Source organism: Dolomitihabitans soli, from assembly GCF_022213955.1.
Classification (GTDB): domain Bacteria; phylum Actinomycetota; class Actinomycetes; order Streptosporangiales; family Streptosporangiaceae; genus Streptosporangium_A; species Streptosporangium_A soli.
Genome location: NZ_JAKNTW010000009.1, coordinates 186371 through 205163 on the forward strand (window position 1 = coordinate 186371; position 18793 = coordinate 205163).

At 69.5% G+C, this 18793-nt stretch carries 21 protein-coding genes, 1 tRNA gene and 1 other RNA gene; 13 read left to right on the forward strand and 10 right to left on the reverse strand.

Going from position 1 to position 18793, the window contains the following annotated elements:
• Positions 1–122 precede the first annotated feature (122 nt).
• From MBA17_RS20815 to MBA17_RS20825, 3 genes are read left to right on the forward strand one after another with little or no spacing between them, the layout of a single operon-like run.
• Complete coding sequence (locus tag MBA17_RS20815; RefSeq protein WP_238498181.1) at positions 123–962, forward strand: AraC family transcriptional regulator; 840 nt, start codon at positions 123–125, stop codon at positions 960–962.
• Positions 940–1338 (forward strand): VOC family protein, encoded by a 399-nt coding sequence (locus tag MBA17_RS20820; RefSeq protein ID WP_238498182.1) that lies wholly within the window; start codon positions 940–942, stop codon positions 1336–1338. Before MBA17_RS20815 ends, MBA17_RS20820 begins: the two co-directional genes overlap by 23 nt.
• A gap of 40 nt (positions 1339–1378) precedes the next feature.
• The gene (locus MBA17_RS20825; RefSeq protein ID WP_238498183.1) at positions 1379–1726 is read left to right on the forward strand and encodes a VOC family protein; all 348 of its coding nucleotides are present in this window, start codon (positions 1379–1381) and stop codon (positions 1724–1726) included.
• 40 nt (positions 1727–1766) lie between these two features.
• On the opposite strand, the gene MBA17_RS20830 is transcribed toward MBA17_RS20825, so the two are convergent.
• Positions 1767–2771 carry an ArsR/SmtB family transcription factor gene (locus MBA17_RS20830; RefSeq protein ID WP_238498184.1) on the reverse strand — a complete coding sequence of 335 codons (1005 nt, stop codon included), beginning with the start codon at positions 2769–2771 and terminating at the stop codon, positions 1767–1769.
• Positions 2772–2853: 82 nt separating this feature from the next.
• Here MBA17_RS20830 and MBA17_RS20835 point away from each other — a divergent pair, with 82 nt between their 5' ends.
• The gene (locus MBA17_RS20835) at positions 2854–4095 is read left to right on the forward strand and encodes an MFS transporter (protein WP_238498185.1); all 1242 of its coding nucleotides are present in this window, start codon (positions 2854–2856) and stop codon (positions 4093–4095) included.
• A 199-nt stretch (positions 4096–4294) separates the two neighbouring features.
• Entirely contained in the window at positions 4295–4801 is a 507-nt protein-coding gene (locus tag MBA17_RS20840) for a carboxymuconolactone decarboxylase family protein (protein WP_238498186.1), read from the forward strand.
• A 57-nt stretch (positions 4802–4858) separates the two neighbouring features.
• Here MBA17_RS20840 and MBA17_RS20845 read toward each other — a convergent pair whose 3' ends face one another.
• Both MBA17_RS20845 and MBA17_RS20850 read right to left on the reverse strand, forming a co-directional pair.
• Positions 4859–6367: an FAD-dependent monooxygenase gene (locus MBA17_RS20845; RefSeq protein ID WP_238498187.1), complete on the reverse strand. Its 1509-nt coding sequence runs from the start codon at positions 6365–6367 to the stop codon at positions 4859–4861.
• 23 nt (positions 6368–6390) lie between these two features.
• Complete coding sequence (locus MBA17_RS20850) at positions 6391–7014, reverse strand: helix-turn-helix transcriptional regulator (protein ID WP_455432809.1); 624 nt, start codon at positions 7012–7014, stop codon at positions 6391–6393.
• 268 nt (positions 7015–7282) lie between these two features.
• Here MBA17_RS20850 and MBA17_RS20855 point away from each other — a divergent pair, with 268 nt between their 5' ends.
• On the forward strand, positions 7283–7870 hold the full coding sequence (locus tag MBA17_RS20855; protein ID WP_238498189.1) for a hypothetical protein: 588 nt from the start codon (positions 7283–7285) through the stop codon (positions 7868–7870).
• A 75-nt stretch (positions 7871–7945) separates the two neighbouring features.
• Here the strand turns inward: MBA17_RS20855 and MBA17_RS20860 are convergent, their stop codons facing one another.
• The 3 genes from MBA17_RS20860 to MBA17_RS20870 all read right to left on the reverse strand — a co-directional run bounded on the left by MBA17_RS20860 (position 7946) and on the right by MBA17_RS20870 (position 9933).
• Positions 7946–8842 (reverse strand): aminoglycoside phosphotransferase family protein, encoded by an 897-nt coding sequence (locus tag MBA17_RS20860; RefSeq protein ID WP_238498190.1) that lies wholly within the window; start codon positions 8840–8842, stop codon positions 7946–7948.
• Positions 8843–9131: 289 nt separating this feature from the next.
• Positions 9132–9548: a VOC family protein gene (locus MBA17_RS20865; protein ID WP_238498191.1), complete on the reverse strand. Its 417-nt coding sequence runs from the start codon at positions 9546–9548 to the stop codon at positions 9132–9134.
• A 10-nt stretch (positions 9549–9558) separates the two neighbouring features.
• Positions 9559–9933 carry a helix-turn-helix transcriptional regulator gene (locus MBA17_RS20870; protein WP_238498403.1) on the reverse strand — a complete coding sequence of 125 codons (375 nt, stop codon included), beginning with the start codon at positions 9931–9933 and terminating at the stop codon, positions 9559–9561.
• A gap of 134 nt (positions 9934–10067) precedes the next feature.
• Between MBA17_RS20870 and MBA17_RS20875 the strand changes: the two genes are divergently transcribed.
• Complete coding sequence (locus MBA17_RS20875) at positions 10068–10880, forward strand: NmrA family NAD(P)-binding protein (protein WP_238498192.1); 813 nt, start codon at positions 10068–10070, stop codon at positions 10878–10880.
• A gap of 206 nt (positions 10881–11086) precedes the next feature.
• Here the strand turns inward: MBA17_RS20875 and MBA17_RS20880 are convergent, their stop codons facing one another.
• Both MBA17_RS20880 and MBA17_RS20885 read right to left on the reverse strand, forming a co-directional pair.
• Positions 11087–11404, reverse strand: a complete 318-nt coding sequence (locus MBA17_RS20880; RefSeq protein WP_238498193.1) for a winged helix-turn-helix domain-containing protein — start codon at positions 11402–11404, stop codon at positions 11087–11089.
• Positions 11404–11877 (reverse strand): hypothetical protein, encoded by a 474-nt coding sequence (locus MBA17_RS20885; RefSeq protein ID WP_238498194.1) that lies wholly within the window; start codon positions 11875–11877, stop codon positions 11404–11406. The genes MBA17_RS20880 and MBA17_RS20885 overlap by 1 nt, the downstream gene beginning before the upstream one ends.
• Positions 11878–12144: 267 nt before the next feature.
• Here MBA17_RS20885 and MBA17_RS20890 point away from each other — a divergent pair, with 267 nt between their 5' ends.
• Positions 12145–12408: a hypothetical protein gene (locus MBA17_RS20890; protein WP_238498195.1), complete on the forward strand. Its 264-nt coding sequence runs from the start codon at positions 12145–12147 to the stop codon at positions 12406–12408.
• A 474-nt stretch (positions 12409–12882) separates the two neighbouring features.
• Here MBA17_RS20890 and MBA17_RS20895 read toward each other — a convergent pair.
• Positions 12883–12968 (reverse strand) — tRNA-Ser (locus MBA17_RS20895).
• 82 nt (positions 12969–13050) lie between these two features.
• Between MBA17_RS20895 and ffs the strand changes: the two genes are divergently transcribed.
• Together ffs and MBA17_RS20905 are read left to right on the forward strand one after the other, a co-directional pair.
• An RNA gene (gene ffs, locus MBA17_RS20900) (signal recognition particle sRNA small type) lies at positions 13051–13146 on the forward strand.
• A 17-nt stretch (positions 13147–13163) separates the two neighbouring features.
• On the forward strand, positions 13164–15479 hold the full coding sequence (locus MBA17_RS20905) for a DNA polymerase III subunit gamma and tau (RefSeq protein WP_238498196.1): 2316 nt from the start codon (positions 13164–13166) through the stop codon (positions 15477–15479).
• Between the two features lie 14 nt (positions 15480–15493).
• Here the strand turns inward: MBA17_RS20905 and MBA17_RS20910 are convergent, their stop codons facing one another.
• A complete protein-coding gene (locus MBA17_RS20910; RefSeq protein WP_238498197.1) occupies positions 15494–16942 on the reverse strand; it encodes a helix-turn-helix domain-containing protein in 1449 nt (482 codons plus the stop codon).
• 332 nt (positions 16943–17274) lie between these two features.
• Here MBA17_RS20910 and MBA17_RS20915 point away from each other — a divergent pair, with 332 nt between their 5' ends.
• From MBA17_RS20915 to MBA17_RS20925, 3 genes are read left to right on the forward strand one after another with little or no spacing between them, the layout of a single operon-like run.
• Positions 17275–17622: a YbaB/EbfC family nucleoid-associated protein gene (locus MBA17_RS20915; RefSeq protein ID WP_238498198.1), complete on the forward strand. Its 348-nt coding sequence runs from the start codon at positions 17275–17277 to the stop codon at positions 17620–17622.
• A gap of 3 nt (positions 17623–17625) precedes the next feature.
• A complete protein-coding gene (gene recR / locus MBA17_RS20920) occupies positions 17626–18225 on the forward strand; it encodes a recombination mediator RecR (protein ID WP_238498199.1) in 600 nt (199 codons plus the stop codon).
• Positions 18218–18748, forward strand: coding sequence for a DUF5063 domain-containing protein (locus MBA17_RS20925; protein ID WP_238498200.1), 531 nt, complete (start codon positions 18218–18220; stop codon positions 18746–18748). The genes recR and MBA17_RS20925 overlap by 8 nt, the downstream gene beginning before the upstream one ends.
• Positions 18749–18793: the final 45 nt, after the last annotated feature.

The following is an 18793-nucleotide window of genomic DNA, read 5'->3' on the forward strand; positions in this document are numbered from 1 at the left end:
CGGGGCCTGTTGGGCGTTACCCGCCGGCTCGGGGATGAGCCGGATGGGGTCGGGCAGACGCGACCGGAGATCGTCCTGCTTGGTCGCGGCAGCGACGATCCGTGCTGTCCTAGCCTGGGCACATGTCGGAGTATGTGTGGAGGCGGGCGGCGCCGGTGCTACGCGGGCTGGTGTCCGGGTACTCGGGGTATCGCTGGTCCGGTGCGCCGGGGCTGCATCATGGGCTGCCGTCCACGCATCTGACGCTCATCATCTGCCTGTCCGGCACGCTCGACTTCGTCGGACGTCGGCCCGCGTCCTTCGTGTCCGTGGCCGGCGGGTTGCACGACGATCCGGTCGTGATGTCGCACGACGGCCGGCAGCACGGCCTACAACTGGATGTGACCTGGCGAGGCGCCCGGACCTTGCTGGGACTGCCGGCCGGCGAGTTGGCCGGTGACGTGGTCGGTCTGCCGGATCTGCTCGGCGATCGGGCCGGTGAGCTGGTCGAACGGCTGGCCGCCGCGCCGACGTGGCGGCACCGGTTCCGGCTGCTGGACACCACGCTGTCCGGGCTGGTCGACGACGGCCGCGGCGAGCCGCCGGCCGAGGTGGTGCAGGCGTGGCGGCGGCTGACCGAGACCTCCGGGAACCTGCGGATCGGCGCGCTTGCCCGGGAGGTGGGCTGGAGTCGCCGACACCTCAACAACCGGTTCCAGCGTGAGATCGGCCTGCCACCGAAGGCGGCGGCCCGGGTGATCCGGTTCGAACGCGCCCGGCGCCTGCTGCGCTCCCCGCCCCGGCTGTCGCTGGCCGACACCGCGGTCCAGTGCGGCTACGTCGATCAGGCCCACCTGGCGCGGGACTTCCGCGCCCTGGGCGACCTCACCGCGACGCAATGGCTCGCGGAGTTCCCATCCGTACAAGACGTGGACGCGGCCCTGGGCGACGATGGGCCGCATGACGCAGACCAGCAGTACTGACCGTCCCTCAGTGTGGCCCTGCCTGTCCTTCCGCGACGCGGACGCTGCGATCGGCTTCCTCGTCGACGCGTTCGGATTCGTGGAGCGGACCCGCCGTAGCGACGACGACACCCTGCATGTGGAGATCGGCTGGCCATCCGGTGCCGGCGGGATCATGATCGGCGCGGTCGACGCGGCCGACGAGTGCGCCCAGCCGTCCGGCGGCGGCTCGATCTACGTCGTGACCGACGACCCGGACGCCGTCTACGCCCGCGCGACCGCGTCCGGAGCGAAGGTCGTACGGGAGATCAAGGACGAGGACTACGGGAACCGTATTTTCACCGTGCGCGACCTGGAGGGCAACCTCTGGAGCTTCGGTACCTATCCCGGCTGCTAGGGCATGTTCACGTAGGGAGTCTCATCGTTTGGAGTCGTCGATGGCCGTTCGCCGTGTCGTGCCCAACGTCCGGTCAGAGGCTGTGCCGGAGAGCCGGGAGTTCTATGGGCTGCTGGGCTTCGAAGAGGTCATGAACCTCGGCTGGATCGTCACGCTCGCTTCCCCGTCCAGCCCGACAGCGCAGGTCAGCTTCATTGCCGGCGACAAGACCGCATCGGTCACCCCCGACCTGAGCGTCGAGGTGGACGATGTCGACGCGGCCTATGCGGTCATGCGGGAGAGCGGGGCGGAGATCGTGCATCCCTTGCAGGACGAGGAGTGGGGAGTGCGCCGGTTCTTCGTCCGCGACCCCAACGGCCGAGTGGTCAACGTGCTGGGCCACCGCTGACACCCCTCCCGCACCATCACGCTCTCGCACCATCGCAGGCTCAGCCCTGAGCCGCCGGTCCGGCCGCCAGCAGTGCCACGGCGAGCGGCAAGCGCTCGTACAGCACCTGGTGGCCGTGCCGGCGTGAGGTCAGCAGCCCGGCGTCGCGCAGCACCGACAGGTGGGCCGACACGGAGGACGGCGCCATGGAGTGGCGAGCGGCGAGCGCCGTCGTCGAGGCGGGTCCGTCCAGGTCGGCGAGGATGGCGGCCCGGGTCCGGCCGACGAGCCGGACGAGCGCGCTCGTCACCCCCGCGGCGGGGTCCTGCCACAGCGTGCCCACGCCCCTGGCCGGGTAGATCACCGTGGGTTGCCACGGCGCGGCGAAGCCGCTCACCACGTCTGGCCAGACGAAGACGCTGGGCACCATCAACACGCCCCGGCCGTCCGCCTGCTGTGCCGCCGGGTAGTCGTGCGGGGTGTGGTGGACGAGGGTGTGATCCGTCCAGGCCAGATCCGGATGCAGGTCGGCGAAGAGCGCCTCCCACCCGCCTGCCGCCAGCCGTCCTGACCGGTAGGCGATGTCCGCCTCCAGCAGGGCCCGCACCCCGGACCAGTGCGGTGCCAGCAGCGCATGCCAGGCACGCTCGGTGAGATCGGCCAGCTCCCGTACCGCTCGCGCGGGGTCGGCGAGCGCCCGCCTGCCTTCCGGAGATTCGGTGGCGCCCGGTGTGCACGCCAGCGAGCGGGCCATCTCCGTATGTGCCATGGCGGGGTCGGTGGACCGCATACGGGCCAGTTCGTCGGCGAACGAGGCGGACGGCACCTCGGGCGGTGCTCCGAGGAAGTCCGGCGTGTACCCGCCACGCGGCGGCATGAACAGCCACATGCGGGCCAGGTCGAGTCCCGCCACAGCGGCCTGCATGCGCCGCAGCCACGCACGGTGGTAGCCGTGCCGCTCCGGCCGCCGCAGCATTCGCAGCGCCTCATGCGTCTGGCAGAGCGGTGAGACCGCGAACCGGCATCGCAGCACATCCTCGACGCCGAGACGCATCCGCAGCGGCACCCGGCCCTCCCGGTCAGTTAGCGGTGATTCGTCCGTATCCGAAAGAGTAGAAGGGGCGTCGCCGGTTCGGCACTCTTGCCGGGTGCCCCCATCCTCCTGCACCTCTGTCGTCTCCTGGCGCGCGGTCGCCGTGGTCGCGGCGCTCATGCTGGGTGCCTTCACCTTCAACACCACCGAGAACCTGCCGATCGGGCTGCTCGAACTCGTCTCCGCAGACCTGCGCGTGTCACCGTCAGCCGTCGGCCACCTGGTGACCTGGTACGGCCTGACGGTGGCGGTCCTGTCCCTGCCCGTCGCGCGGCTCACCCACCGGATCGCTCGCCGGTATCTGCTCGTCGGCCTGCTGGCCGTACTCGTCCTCGCGAGCCTGGTGCCGACGCTGGCGTCCTCCTACGGGGCGCTACTCGCAGCCCGGGTGGCGACCGCGTCCGCCCAGGCGCTCTTCTGGGCCGTGATGGGACCGGTGGCGGTGGGACTGTTCGCGCCGCGGATGCGCGGCCGGATCATCGGCGTGCTGTCCCTCGGTGGTTCGCTGGCCTCGGTGCTCGGCGTCCCGGCCGGTACCTGGCTGGGACGGCACGCCGGCTGGCAGGGCCCTTTCCTGGTGCTGGGCGGGCTCGCCCTCGTCTCGCTCGTCATCGTCGCCGTCCTGCTGCCGACCTCGCGGCCCGAGGAGGGGCACGCAGCCCGCGGTGTCACCCCGGACCCCCGCCGGTTCGCGATCGTGCTGGCGACCACGGTCCTGTCGGCGACCGGAGCGTTCGTGGCGTTCACCTATGTCGTGACGTTCCTCAGAGAAGCGAGCGGTTTCACCGGCGACTCGGTCAGCGCACTCCTGCTCGTGTTCGGCGTCGCAGGGATCACCGCGGTCATCCTGACCGGGCCGCTGCTCGACCGGTTCCCCCTCGCAACGCTGGCGGTTCCGGTGGCCGGGCAGGCGGTGGCGCTGCTCGCGCTGTCCGCCGCCGGTGACCTGCGGGTCGTGTCGGTCGCCATGCTGGCGCTGCTCGGGGCCTCGGTGGGGCCGGTCTTCATGGCCACCCAGAACCAGGTCCTGCGGGTGGCGCCGGGCCGTACGGAGATCGCCCTCGCCGCGAACTCGGCCGCCTTCAACGTGGGCGTGGCCGCGGGCGCCCTCGCCGGTGGGGTCATCCTGCCCCTCTTGGGGGTGCGCAGCGCCTTCCTCGCCGGCGGCCTGCTGACCGCGGGCGCGCTGGCCCTCGTGCTGCCCCTTCGGCCGGCGGCCGGGGGCGGCGGCAGCTCTCACGGCTCGGGACGGCTGCCCGGTCTGTGGCATCGGCTCGGGGATCGCATCGGTTCGTAGCAGGTTGGCGGGTCGCCTCACCTTTCGCGGGGTTGTGTCGTCGGACTGCTGAGACACCCTCCAACACGGAGGAAGGCTCAGCGACCCCGGCCGGGAAGCGGATCGCCGTCGAGAACCCGCGTCGGAACGTGTGATCGTCCCCGCACCCACCAGGTCGCAAGCCTCAGAACCGCTGGAATCGAGAAAGGAAGACCTCGTGATGTCCACACCCACGACGGCCGAGCAGGACAACTTTCAGTCACGTCTGCCCGACCCCGTCCAGTTCTTTCCCGAGGTGGCGACAATCGCCGGAGCCATGACCAAGGCCACCCGGAACGGTTCGATTCCGCAGACCACCGTCAACCTGGTGCAGCTCCGCGCCGGGCAGATCGTCGGCAGCACCTACCACGCCGTCCGGCAAACCGGCGAGCTCCGCAAAGCAGGGGAAACAGAGGAGCGCATCACCGCCGTGGCGTCATGGCAGGACGCCCCCTACTTCACCGACGCCGAACGGGTCGCTCTGGAGCTCGTGGAGGCGGTCCTCACCGCGAACCCGTTCGGGGAGCGAGTCCCCGACGAGCTGTACGCCAAGGCATCCGCCCACTACGACGACAAGGCGCTCTGGACGCTCACCCTGGCGATCGGCCAGATCTGCTTCTTCATCCCCGTCGCTCTCATCGCCAAGCCGATCCCTGGCAAGGCCCTCGGGAAGAACTACAGCAAGTAACGCCGTACAGGCTCAGGGCGAGTACACGCAACCGTGCCTCGCCCTGAGCTCGATCACTCACGCAGAGCCGGCGCCTTTTGGCGAACGGCGGGTCCGCCACGCACCGGATGGGGGCGTTCGGACGCCGAACCAGGTGGTCAAGGCGGTGGCGAGGGTGTCGGCGGGTTGCGGATCGGTCGTGGTCGAGATCCAGGCGGTGTGCCCGTCGGGGCGGATCAGCAGCCCTTCGAGGTCGGGCTGCTCGGGGCAGCGGGCGCGGAAGACGTCCACCCTGCCGGCCGCGTCTGCCGGCAGCGCGCGGTCGCCGAACTGGATCAGCACCGGATTGGCAGGCCGGAGGAGTTCGGCGACGGTGGTGTCCTCGTCGCCGAGGATCAGCTTCAGATTCGGGGCGAGCCTGCCCAGCATCGGATTGTCGCCGGGGATCCTCGGGTCGTAGCGGGTGCTCACCCCGGTCGCCAGTTCGGCGAGGTATCTGCCGACCGGTGGCAGGTCCGTGAGTTCGCCGAACAGGTCCCGCAGCGGATCGAGTTCGGGATCGCGCCGCCCGAGGATCGCCTGTGCGCGCGTGGTCCGCAGTACGCGCGCCCCGGCCTCGTGCCGCTCCTGGTGATAGCTGTCGAGCAGGCCGTCCGGGGCGTGCCCGAGCGTGGTGGCCGCCAGCTTCCAGCCGAGATTGACCGCGTCCGCCAACGCCACGTTCACGCCCACCGCCCCCGCCGGCGGGTGGATGTGCGCGGCGTCCCCGGCCAGTACGACGCGGTCCGCGACATAGCGATCCGCCTGCCTGGCCGCATTGGAGAACCTGGTCAGCCAGCGCGGATCGGCAAGCCCCACCGGGCGGCCGAGCGTCTCGTCGAGCACCTGCTGGAAGTAGGCCGGTTCGACCGGCTGGTCACGATCGGCGGGCGGCGCCGGCTCGTCGAGCACGATCCGCACATAGCCGGGCCGGGGGATCACGAACACCGTGCCACGCTCGCCTTCCGTCACTCCGTACGGCAGGTCGGCGGGGTCGGCCAGGTTCACGTCCGCGAGCAGGCCGAACGCGGTCGCCGGTGTGCCGGGAAAGCCGATCCCGGCGAGTTTGCGTACGATGCTGCGGCTGCCGTCGCAACCGGCGAGGTAGCCGACCCGCCTGGCCTCGTGCTCGCCGCCGACCCGGACGGTCACATCGACCCCGTCGCCGTCCTGGTCGAAGCCGACGACCTCGTGCCCCCAGCGCACCGGCACGCCCAGCTCGGCCAGCCACTGCTCCAGGAGTTCTTCCACCCGCGTCTGCGCGATGCCGAGCACATACGCGTGATCGGTGTCCATCGCGGTCAGATCCAGCGGCCGGCTCGGATCGGCGAACATGCCGTACGGCACCGCCGGGCCTTCGCCCAGAAAACGGTCGACGACACCGCGCCGATCCAGCAGTTCCAGGCTACGGGCATTGAGGGTGAAACCACGGCAGTACGGCGAGCGTCGCGGCAACCGGTCGACCACTGTCACCTCGACCCCGGCGAGCGCGAGTTCCGCCGCCAGCATCAACCCGCCCGGCCCCGCCCCGGCCACCATGACCGTCATCGAACCGTCAGCTCCTCGTGGCTTCACTGAGCCCCCTCGCCGGTCTTCGGCTCGGGCCAGGGCAGCCGGCCCGTCTCGATCTCGTTGATGGTCTCCTCGATCCAGCCGAGCTCGGCCTCCTGCATCCGCACCGCGTATTCGGCCTCCACGACGAACAACCGCGGCACCTCGCCGGCCTCCAGCACCTCGCGGTGCCCCTGCCGGAGCTCCTCCAGCGACGTGCGCACTCGGCCGGCCCGCTCGCGCAACGCCGCCACCGCGCCGTCCGGTCCGAGCGCGCCGAGATAGCTGACCGCGGACATGAACTTCGGATACTCATCAGCTGGAACGCGGATCAAGTCGTCCACCCAGCGCACGAACTCCTCACCCCCCAGCGTGGTGAGTTGGTAGACGGTCCGCTCCGGCCGGGCGCCGACGCGAACCGTCTCCCGCACCTCGATCCAGCCGGTCCGTTCCAGTGCCCGGACCACGTCGTACAGGGACCCGGTGGTCACCTTGAACACCCGGTCCAAGCCGCGTTCCCGCAGTGTCGTGGCGAGGGCATGGGGATGCATCGGGGACTCGATAAGCAGCCCCAGCACCGCCAGCCCCAACGGATTGGACCCGACACGCCGATTACTCGAAACCAAGAGATCGCCTCCTATCACTCGGAACCGAGTATTCAGCGGCCACGTGCTTCCCGTCAAGGCGAGCGATTGCGCCTCCGGTGCCACGTCGATCAGTTGGGAGCCGCCCTCAGGCGCGACTCCAAGGCCCCAGTCCTGCACGTGCATGCATCGTCGCTGGGGCCTCACTGGTCAGCAGGCCGGGGGTAGTTGGCCCGAGCGGATCTGCGAGCGGAACCCGTAGCCTCTCCCCAACTTCAGTTGGCGGATTCGTGCCTGATGACGGGTCGCGGCCTCACAGGGAGATGTGTTGATCTCGGACTATCAGCAACGGCTGCGCGAGCACCTTCTGGCTGCTCCCGTCCTCCAGGCCCCGGCGCCCTGGCATCCGGTGCTGGACAACAGAACGCCCATCGGCGGCCTGTTGGGCATCGGCTTCGCCGTCCATCCGGAGAGCAGCCGCGATCTGGTCATGGTCGTTTCCAGCGACGGCCACGGGCTCTTCGACGCGGTCACCGGCGAGAAGATCGCGCGGGATCGTGATCCCGACCCCGACACACCCGACGTCTCCCCAGATCTCACCTGTCCCGGTCTCGGGCCAATCGCAGGCACCCGGGTGCACATCGCCGGCCTCTTCGGCGGCGGCCTCCACAGCACCACCCCGGACGGCTGGGCCCTCAATGTCGTCAGCCCCGAATGGCCCAACGACCGCGTCCTGCTCTCGGCAGGCGGCGACATATACAAGGACCCACCGGGAGAGCGCTGGTGGCACATCTTCCACGCCAACTACTCCACATTCCGCGCCGCCGGATTCTCGCCCTCAGGCCGCACCCTCGCAGTCGCCACCAGCAGTGACCTCAGCCTCTGGACTCGGCCAACCCTCAACTCCCGGGCCTGAACACGGAGCTTCGCCTCACCTGGCTGAGCGCTCAACCAGCGTGGTTGTACATACCGCTGCCGGAAAATGGCCGCTTTACCCAGCAGCGGCTTCTTTGATGATGATATTCAGGTAGCTCTCCAGCCAATCGCCACCTGCCTCGCACTCGCCCGTCAACGCCGAAAGGGACCACAGCAAGCGATAAAGGGAAAGCAATCGGGCGTCTAATTCTACTTCCTGGCCATACCCGCTCATCAGCAACTTCAGTGCTGTCGGCCCTGCCAGCGACGCCCGAGCGATGTCGAACACCGGATCACCCACCATCGCATCACCCCAATCGATAAGTCCAACAAATCGTTCGTCATGGCACCAGACGTGCCTAGGAGCGAGGTCGCCGTGCAACAGAACGCCGTTGCCGGGATGGGATAGCGAGTCCGCGCTTTCCTGTACCACGGTCAGTATCAAGCCGCGCAGTTCCGCATCCAGTACGGCCTCCGGGATTCGACTCCAAGCTCGCTCCAACAGGTGGTCGACATAGGCAGACCAGCTGGAGTAAGAGCCTCGAACTTCAGATGCACTGGGATCGACGGGCCCGAATCCGTTCTTCTCCAAGCTGTGCAGGTGTCGCAGAGCCCTTCCGGCACCGACCAACGCAGGGCTGTCCTCCTCGGCCGCAGCCCCATCCCACGCATCCATCAGCAGCACAACACCGGGACCGCCGGCAGATGCCTTCACGAGCTCCGCGCGCGGCACTGGAAGGCGCCGTCCTTTGAGTTCAAGCAGAACGGCGTACTCTCGCTTGATTCCGCTTTCCTCGCCAAACTTGAGGATCATGCGCTTTCCGTCGACCCGGATCTCGTGGACCGTATTCACGATGGACCCGGACAGCGCGCGGCCAAGGTGCACCGGCGACTTCAAATAGTCCTCAGCGCCTACCACGGCTGCAGCGAGATCCGATCGCCGCATTGAATGATCATCGGAGCCGGTCGACATATGTGAATCCTCATCTTCGGCCGGACATCAATAAGAGTTGCTTTACTCGCACAACATTTTACCGACTGTCGAACCAAAGAATCCATAGGAGGGCCATCGCAGCGGCTGGGTGACAGCGGGGGCGATTCCGACCACGTTCAGGGCGGCGACGCCACCGAGCGTGAAGATTAGGACTACGCGCCGCGGGCGAACACCTTGCGGCAGCGAGTGGCCTCCTACGTAAGTGGGGAAGCGCTGTAACTTCAGGGCGTTTCGTAGGCCGGTAGCGTCCGGTTCGCGGGACCAGAGCTCACTGCTTGCGAGACTGGGTGAAGCGCAGCATGTTGCCGGAGGGATCGCGGAAGGCGCAGTCGCGGACGCCGTACGGCTGGTCGATCGGCTCCTGCAACACCTCGCCACCCGCGGCGCGGATGCGCTCGAAGGCGGCGTCGCAGTCGTCGGTGCTGAAGATGACAGAGCGCAGCAGGCCCTTCGCCAGCAGTTCCGCCATGGCCTCCCTGTCGGCGGGCGAGGCGTTCGGGTCCGCGAGGGGCGGCTCGAGGACGATGTCCACATCGGGCTGTGACGGCGCGCCGACGGTCACCCAGCGCATCCCCTCGAAGCCGACGTCGTTGCGCACCTCCAGGCCGAGAACGTCGCGGTAGAAGGTGAGCGCCTTGTCGTGGTCGTCGACGGCGATGAAGCACGTTGAAAGCTTGATGTCCATGCATTTCACGCTACGGGCGGAGGGCAGCTTTCGCTTCTCTATTCCTGACCGGTCGTGTGTAGATCTTTGCGACGCAGGCCGGGATGGCGGCCCCCTCGTCATGACGGCGGGCCCGGTACGAGCTCGGGCTCTCGCCGACCAGCTCGGTGAACCGCGAGCTGAACGACCCCAGCGATGTGCAGCCGACCGCGAAGCAGACATCCGTCACCGTCACGTCACCCCGCCGCAGCAGCGCCTTGGCCCGCTCGATCCGGCGCGTCATCAGGTAGCCGTACGGCGTCTCCCCGAAGGCAGCGCGAAAGCTGCGGGAGAAATGGCCCGGCGACATGAGAGCGACACGTGCTATCGCCGGAACGTCCAGCGGCTTCGCGTAGTCACGGTCCATCAGGTCACGGGCCCGGCGCAGCCGGACGAGGTCCTCCAACGTCACGTGACCACCATCCCACAGCACCAGGCGCCGTGGCCTAGGCCAAAAGTCCGATAGTGGGAGGCTGTACGGCCCGTCTAGCGTCGGGAGGCATGACATACCTGGTGATCGGAGCCACCGGCAAGGCCGGATGGCATGTCGTCGATGAGTTGCTCAAGGCCGGGCAGCGGGTGCGCGCGGTGACTCGGAACCCCGGCGCCGCGGTGTTTCCGCAGGGTGTAGAGGTGGTGAAGGGGGACGTCGGCGACCCTCACGCCCTCGCCGCCGCCCTGGAGGGCGTCGTCGGCGCGCATCTGCTGGCCGCCGCCGGTGGCACGCCGACGGATCCGGAGATCGCCGACGTGGTGCGGAAGGCCGGCGTGCGGCGGGTGACGTTGTTGTGGAATGGCGCGGTCGGGCCGGTGGAGCGGGCCTTCGAGGACAGCGGGGTGGAGTGGACCCGGCTGGAGGCGCTCGACTTCATGGGAAACACCGGCACGTGGGCCGAGGAGCTCAGGGAGACGGGCGAAGTGCGGGAACCGTACGGTGATGTGCCGAGCGCGTTCGTGCACGAGGCGGACGTGGGCGCGGTGGTGGCGGCCGTACTGGTGCTGGGCGGGCACGCGGGCCGCTCGTACGCGCTGACCGGTCCTGAGGGGATCACGCCGCGACAGCGGCTGGCCGCGATCGCCGAGGCGACGGGCAGACGGCTGCAGTTCGTGGAGATCAGCGACGCGCAGGCGCGCGAGCGGTTGCGGCAGGCCGGGCTCGGCGAAGCGGACGTGGAACTGCTGACCTCATGGGCGTCGCAGCCGCATCCGGGGACGGATGACGTGCGGGAGATTCTGGGCCGGGAGCCGGTGACGTTCGACCGGTGGGCGGGGGAGAACGCGAAGCTGTTCAGAGCCGGTCCGCGTCCGCGCTGACCTCAGGACTATCTGCGCGGCGGGTCGAGCCCGAGCTTGGCGCAGCTGAATGGCGATGATGCGCTGAGCTGGTGGACGAGCCGATGCCGGTCTGGAGGCCCGGCTCGCCGAGCCGGCGGCGGGTTGACCAGGACAGCCTTCGAGTCGTGGACCGGAGCAGGAACACCCCGTAAGCGGACCCAGCACCCAACATCCTCAGTGCACTTCTAGTCGGTGGTGGGCTGACCGGCGGAATCGCGGGCGAGGGCGACGATCCGCTCCAGAGCCGCCGCATGCCGTTGGAAGGCCAGCCGTCCCTGCGGGGTGAGCTGCACGTACGTCCGCCGCGCCCGCTTGTCCTGGTCCTTGCGGACGATGACGTATCCGGCGGCGGCCAGCGCGGAGACCTGCTTGGACAGCGCCGAGTCGCTGGTGCCGACCGAGTCTCTGAGAAAGCCGAAGTCCACCCACTCGGCCGGCGCCAGCAGCGCCACGACCGACAGACGCGCCGGGACGTGCAGGAACTCGTCGAAGAGCGGATCCATCAGGCGGCCCCGCCGCCCTGCTGGACGATCGACTTCATGATGGAGCGGTTCACGGGCGTGGCCGCGACGTACGCCACGGCCGCCACGATCGCGCCCGCGGCGGCCTGTGACAGCAGCCCCTGAGGCGGCAGGTCGAACAGCGCGAAGGCGGCGATCCGGCCGATGCTGAAGGCCACCATGATGCAGGCCAGCAGCCCGCCGTGGAAAAGGGCCTCCTGGCGGGTGGCCTTCCGGCAGACCGAGGCCCGGTGCTCGTAGACGATCCCCACGCCCGCGTACAGGACCATCCCGAGCGCCAGGACGACGAAGTTCCAGGGGCGCGGGAGGTCGATGGCCGCGAGGGCGATGAAGAGGCCGAGCGCGGAGATGACCACGCGCGGAAGCGCGAAGCTCTGGCGGACGATCTGCTCTCGGGTCCTGTCCTGGAGGCGGTGGATGTCGTCGAGCGAAGTCTGGGCGTCGTGCTGGTTCATGGGACCATCCCCCCGAAGTCGACTACTACTTTCCTTTGAGGAAAGTAGCATCTATTTTCCCCACGGGAAAGTGGTCGGCGCGTGAAAGGCCGGGCCGGCGGGGCAGTTGAACGCGGACGACTAGGTGAGGGCCGCGCTGGAGGCGCTGGGGGAGGGCGGGCTAGCCGCGCGGCCAGACTGCTTGCCTAACGTGGCTTAACGACCTTCAAGCGTCTGCCCAGCTAGTTCGGATGACAAAATCTCGCGGTCTGCGCCTGGGCCCGCTGCATGCGCGCAGAGTGTAACGAGAGCACCGGAGCGGCCAGCGCGCGTCGGGTCAGGTTCGACATCGTGCCGGAGGTGCGGCGGGTCGCGAACAGTCAGGCGGCACTGAGCTGGGCGTTCGATGGCGGGCCCGGGCTGCTTGACGAGCCCGGCTCCCTTGGGGCGGGGATCGACGAGGAGGCCAACCGGGTCGTCATCGAGACGAACACCTTCGACCAGGATCTGCGCCACAGGCTGGCCAAGCGATACGGCCTGGACCTCCTATAGCTACGGCGAGCCGCCACCCCGGCCCGGAGGCCGCTTGGGCGATATGCGAAGAGTTAGCCATCGATTTCAGTACGTAGTTGTCTCAGGTGGCGCATGCCTTCCGGTAACCCCCTCGGGCTTCTCGATGGTGATCGGGCCCGTTGATGGCATCGGCCTGGGGGAGGAACTCCGACGTGCGTACCGTCTGGGAACAGGATGAGCTGATCAGCGCGTGGACCGTCAAACCCGGCGCTGAGGCCATCGCCAAGGTCACAGAGGTCCTGGCCCCCCGCCGCCTTACCCACTGATCAACAAGGTGGCGGCTCGCCGGAGCTTTAGGAGTTCCGGGCCGAGTCGGTTCGCGTCCACGGAGGGGTCGGGCGAGGGTGGTGAGTGCTGCCACGTGTGGGCGCTGGGTGCAACTGAGACCCGGCACAGCAAGAGGGGCCGGTCTGGATGGGACCGGCCCCTCTGCGTTTCTGCCTCAACCAGGCGCGGAGGATAGGAGATTCGAACTCCTGAGGGGTTGCCCCCAACACGCTTTCCAAGCGTGCGCCCTAGGCCAACTAGGCGAATCCTCCGTCGAGAAGCTTACCGGATTCCCGGGCATGGAGTGACCCTGTTTTCTGCGCCGGAGCACTCGCGGACCGGGCTACACTGTCTCTGGACCCCTCGCGCGGCGTCATCCTGTGAACCTCCCCAGGGCCGGAAGGCAGCAAGGATAAGCGGGCTCTGGCGGGTGTGCGGGGGGTTCTCTTCGTTGGAGGGGACCCCACATGAGCCTCGCGCTGTACCGCAAGTACCGGCCCGGGACGTTTGCTGAGGTCAAGGGCCAGGATCATGTGACCGAGCCGCTGCGGCAGGCGTTGCGGTCCGGCCGGATCAACCACGCGTACCTGTTCAGCGGGCCTCGCGGGTGTGGCAAGACCTCCAGTGCCCGAATCCTCGCCCGGTCCCTCAACTGCGAGCAGGGACCCACCCCGGATCCGTGTGGCAAGTGCGATTCGTGTGTGGCGCTGGCCGCGACCGGACCGGGGCACCTCGATGTGATCGAGATCGACGCCGCCTCGCACGGAGGTGTGGACGACGCGCGTGACCTGCGCGAGCGGGCCTTCTTCGCGCCGGTGTCCGCGCGGTTCAAGATCTACATCATCGACGAGGCGCACATGGTGACCCGCGAGGGCTTCAACGCGCTGTTGAAGCTCGTCGAGGAGCCGCCGCCGCACCTGAAGTTCGTCTTCGCGACCACCGAGCCCGAGAAGGTCATCGGGACCATCAAGTCGCGTACCCACCACTATCCGTTCCGGCTCATGCCGCCCGCCGCGCTCCGCGCGCTGCTGGAGGAGATCCTCCTCTCGGAGAGCGTGCCGTACGAGCCGGCCGCGTTGCCCCTGGTGATCAGGGCGGGGGCCGGGTCCGCGCGTGACTCGCTGTCGATTCTGGACCAGTTGCTCGCGGGGGCCGACGACGCGGGCATCACCTATGCCAAGGCGGTGTCGCTGCTCGGTTACACCGACGCCGACCTGCTCGACGAGGTGATCGACGCGTTCGCCGCCCGGACGGGATCGGCGGTGTTCCAGGCGGTCAACCGGGTGGTCGAGGGCGGGCACGATCCGCGGCGGTTCGCCATGGACCTGCTGGAGCGGTTCCGCGACCTGGTGATCCTGGCCAACGTGCCGGAGGCGGCCGGGAGCGGGTTGCTCGATCGTCCGGCCGATGAGCTGGAGCGGTTGCAGGCACAGGCGCAGTCCATGGGGCCCGCCGAGCTGACGAGGGCCGCCGAGGTCTTCAACGCCGGCCTGACCGAGATGCGCGGAGCCACCTCTCCGCGCCTGCTGCTCGAATTGATGTGCGCCAGGATTCTGCTCCCCGCCGCCGAGCAGGGGGAGGCCGCCCTGCTCGCCCGCCTGGAGCGGCTGGAGCGGAGTGGGCCGATCGCCCAGGCCCCGGCGCCACGCGAGGCCGCCCCGAGCGCGCCCCGGGAGAGCCCGGCGTCCCGGGAGAGCGCGGTGCCCCGGGAGATCGCGGTGCCCCGGGCGGCCGCTCAGGCCGGGCGGAGGGAGACCACTCCCGAGCCCACGCCGGGGGAAGCGGGCCCACCGGCAGGGATGCCGGCTTCCGCCGCTCCGGCGGAGGAGGGTACGGCGAGCGTCAGGGATGCCGGGGCGGACGACTGGCCGGCGGCGGCTCGGCCGGGGGCGACGCCTCCGGCGGTCTCCGCGGAGCCCGTGGCGGACGCTCCCCAGCCGGTGCAGACCGGTTCCGGGCCCGGCGGGTTGCAGCAGGCGTGGCCGGCGGTGCTCGGCGCGTTGAAGCAGCGCAGCATCGTGGTGTGGGCGAACGTCAACACCAACGCCCAGGTCGTGGGCGTCGAGGGCAACATCGTCACGCTCGGCTTCGCCCAGGTCGGCGCGATGAAGAACTTCGTCGGCGGAGGTAAGGACGCGGTGGTCGCCGCCGCTCTGGGCGATGTGCTCGGGGGCCAGTGGCGGGTCGAGGCGGTCGTCGGTTCCGGTGGCGGCCCGGCGCCCGGCAGCGCCGGTGGTGCGCCGGTGCGGCCCGGTGGCGGCGGCGCACCGGTCCGGCCGAGTGGTGGTGGCGCGCCGGAGCGGCCGGGTGGCGGTGCCGGGCCGGGAGGCGGGTCCGCGCGTTCTTCGACCGGTAACGGCAGCCAGGGTGACGGGGCCGCGAACTCCGTGAACGGGGGCGCCGCCGTACGGGCCGGGGGTGCGGCTTCGTCTGCCGTTCAGCAGGCGCCTGCCGTACGGGCCTCGGGGGCTCCGGCGGCTACCGATGAGTCGTGGCCTGACGCGCCGCCCCCTGAGGATGTGGGCTCACCGCCGCCGCCCAGCGTGGGGCTGGTCGCGGCGCGGTCCGCGGCTCAGTCGGCGGCTCAGTCGCAGTCCCGGCCGAAGCAGAACAACGGGTGGCCGGAGGCGGTTCCCGCCCGGCAGACCCGGTCGAAAGACTCCGAAGAGGTGGATCTGGAGAACGACGCCGACGCCGGTGCCGACGCCGGCGGGCTCACCGGGATGGCGCTGATCCAGCGGGAGCTCGGCGGCCAGGTCATCGGCGAGATCGACCACACCTGATCTGTGTCGCCTGGTCAGGGGTCGGTGGACAGGCGGAGGCGGGCGATCATGGCGCGGTGGTCGGTGGCCGGCAGGAGGGTGGAGAGGCGCTGGAGGATCTGCGGGTCGTCGCGGCCGGAGTCGGTCTGGGCGTAGATCCACAGGTCTGACGGGGAGCCGTTGAGGAGGATGCGCGCGCGGACCTGCCCTTCGAGCTCGTCGCGTTCGCTGCGGATAGCGGGCGCCTCGGAGCGGGGGAGGAGCGGGCCGGGGTAGGCGTGCGCGACGGCGGTGGGGTCCTGGACGGTGAGCAGCCGTTTGAGGTCGAGGAAGTCGGCTTCGATCTGGCAGGTCAGGCGGTACGGCTTGGCCGCGATCGCGGTGCCGAGCAGGGCGCGGAGCCGGTGGATCTCGGCCCTGATGGTCACCGGGTTGCCGAAGTCGCCATAGAGCCGGCAGGTCAGTTGTTCGGCGGTCATGCCGTGCGGGTTGAGCGCGAGCAGGGTGAGGATCTCGGCGTGGCGCTGGGAGAGCTGGACGGTGGTGCCGTCGAGGCGTGCGGTCGGGTGGTCGGTGCCGAGGCAGGAGAGTCTCAGCACCGAGAGGACTAGCCGGCTGCCGGGGCGCAGCAGGTAGCCGTCGCCGATGGGTTCGAGCGTGCCCAGGACGCCGCCGGGCAGGACGACGTCGCCCGGGCCGGCGTCGGGGACGGGGATTCTGGCCCCCCACTTCCCGTAGGGGTCGCCCGCGATGACGCGCCCGCTGGGGGCGAGCAGCACACCGGGATCAGAGCTGCGCGGCCGTGCCTCGTAGCGCGCCCTGAGCTGGTCGTCGAGTTCGCGCATCCGCAGCGCGAGCCGGCTCTCGGCGAGTTTCGCCGCCGCTCCGACCAGGGCGACCGTGGACGGATGCAGGTCGTTGACGACACCGCTGATGTCGACGCAGCCGAGCACCAGGCCGCTGTCGGGATCGGTGATCGGCGCGGCGGAGCAGGACCACGTGTGCAGGACCTTCATCAGGTGCTCGGCGGCGTAGACGTGAACGGGCCGGCCGGCGACCAGGGAGGTGCCGATGCCGTTGGTGCCGACCGATTCCTCGTTCCAGTCGAAGCCGTCCGCGAGTCCGATCCGGTCGCCGTGCCGCATCGCCTGGCGGTCGCCGTCACGCCACAGCACCAGGCCGTCCGCGTCGGTGACGACCATCAAGGCGCCGGTCTCGTCGGTGGCGGGGAGCACGGTGTCGGCGAGGACGGGGAGCAGCGGGTTGAGCGGATGCGCCTGCCGTACGTCTCGGATGTCCGTTTGGTTGTAGACGGCGGGGGCCGACGGCGTTTCGGGGTCGACTCCGGCGCGCAGGGAGCGCCGCCAGGACGCGGAGATCAGGCGCCGCTGGGTCTCGGGCGGGCGTTCCCCGGCCATCGCCGCCTCGTGCCACTTGCGAAGGCGGCGGCGTTCGTCCTTCGGGGGGAGACGTCTGTTACCCATGTGCAACCCCCAGTAGTCGCGCCCTGGGCGAAGCATCCGGGTTTCGGGCTGTCCATGCAAGCCATTCGACCAATCCGATGTGCAGAGGGTGAGTGGGCAATCGCAACCTGTGTGCAACCTCGTCCCGGTTACCTTCGGATTCCACCCGCTGAGGCGCGGCCGCTCCGGCGGGCGTTGGAGGCCGGGTCCCGGGCGTCTGGAGGGGGGCTGGGACCCGGCCGGTGGGATTACTGGGGAAGCTGGGGAACACGGGCCGCCGCCAGTGCAACGTTCGGCCCAAACACCGTAGGCTCGTGGCGACGAACGTCACGAGGGCTGAGGAGCGCACGACGGTGAACCCAGGGGATGTCAACCTGCAGCAGCTGATGGAGCAGGCTCAGCTCATGCAGCAGCAGCTCGTCAGCGCCCAGCAGGAATTGAGCGAGTCGCTGGTCGAGGGCTCGGCCGGCGGTGGACTCGTGGTGGCCACGGTCAACGGCTCGGGCGAGCTCCAGGAGCTGAAGATCAAGCCGGAGGTCATCGACTCCGCCGACCCGCAGGACACGGCCGACACGATCGCCGATCTGGTCATCGCGGCCGTCCGCGACGCCGTGCGCGCCGCGGCCGAGTTGCAGCAGGAGAAGCTCGGCCCGCTGGCGCAGGGCCTCGGCGGCGGCCTCGGACAGTTGCCAGGGTTCTAGGCGATGTACGAGGGGGTCGTCCAGAACCTGATCGACGAGCTGGGGCTGCTTCCCGGTGTCGGTCCCAAGAGCGCCCAGCGGATCGCCTTTCACCTGCTGTCGGCCGATCCGACGGATGTGAAGCGGCTCGCGCACGCGCTGCTCGAAGTCAAGGAGAAGGTCCGGTTCTGCCGGGTGTGCGGGAACGTCGCGGCGGAGGACGACTGCCGGATCTGCCGTGACGCCCGCCGCGACCTGCACGTGATCTGCGTCGTGGAGGAGTCGAAGGACGTCGTGGCGATCGAGCGGACCCGCGAGTTCCGCGGTCGCTACCACGTCCTGGGCGGCGCGATCAGCCCGATCGACGGCATCGGCCCCGACGACCTGCGGATCCGCGAGCTCATGACCCGCCTGGCCGACGGTCAGGTGACCGAGTTGATCCTCGCCACCGACCCCAACCTGGAGGGGGAGGCGACGGCGACCTATCTCGCCCGCCTGGTGAAGCCCATGGGCGTGAAAGTGACACGACTGGCCAGCGGTCTGCCGGTAGGCGGTGACCTCGAGTATGCCGACGAGGTCACTTTGGGCCGCGCGTTCGAAGGAAGGAGGCTGCTGGATGTCTGATGAGTGGAGCGCACTCGCGGAAACGGTCGCGGGGCACGCTGAGAACTACGTCGACGGCCTGACCCGGCTGGCGCGCGGCGAGGGTGGCGACGCGACGCTTTCGCTGCTGCTGATGGAGGTCGCGCAGATGAGCCTGGCCGGCGCGCAACTCGGCGCCAGCCAGGACGTGATCCTGTCGGGCAACTGGGAGCCGCCGCTGAGCGAGGACCCCGATCTCGACGAGATCAGGCAGGCCCTGGCCGATCGGCTGAACGAGGTGGACGACTACGCCGAGGTGTTCGATCCCTACAAGGACACCGGCGTCACCGCGTACCGGCTCTCCGACGATCTGACGGCGGTGGCCGCGGATCTGGTGCACGGTCTGGGGCATTACCGCGCCGGCCGGCCGCTCGAAGCGCTCTGGTGGTGGCAGTACTCCTACTTCAACACCTGGGGCAACCACGCGGGCGCGGCGATGCGTGCGCTGCAGGCCCTGGTGGCGCACACGCGGCTCGACGTCGTCGACGAGCGCACCACCGTGTAAAGACGTTTTGGCACGACGTCGTAAACTGTGACCTCCACAGCCTTA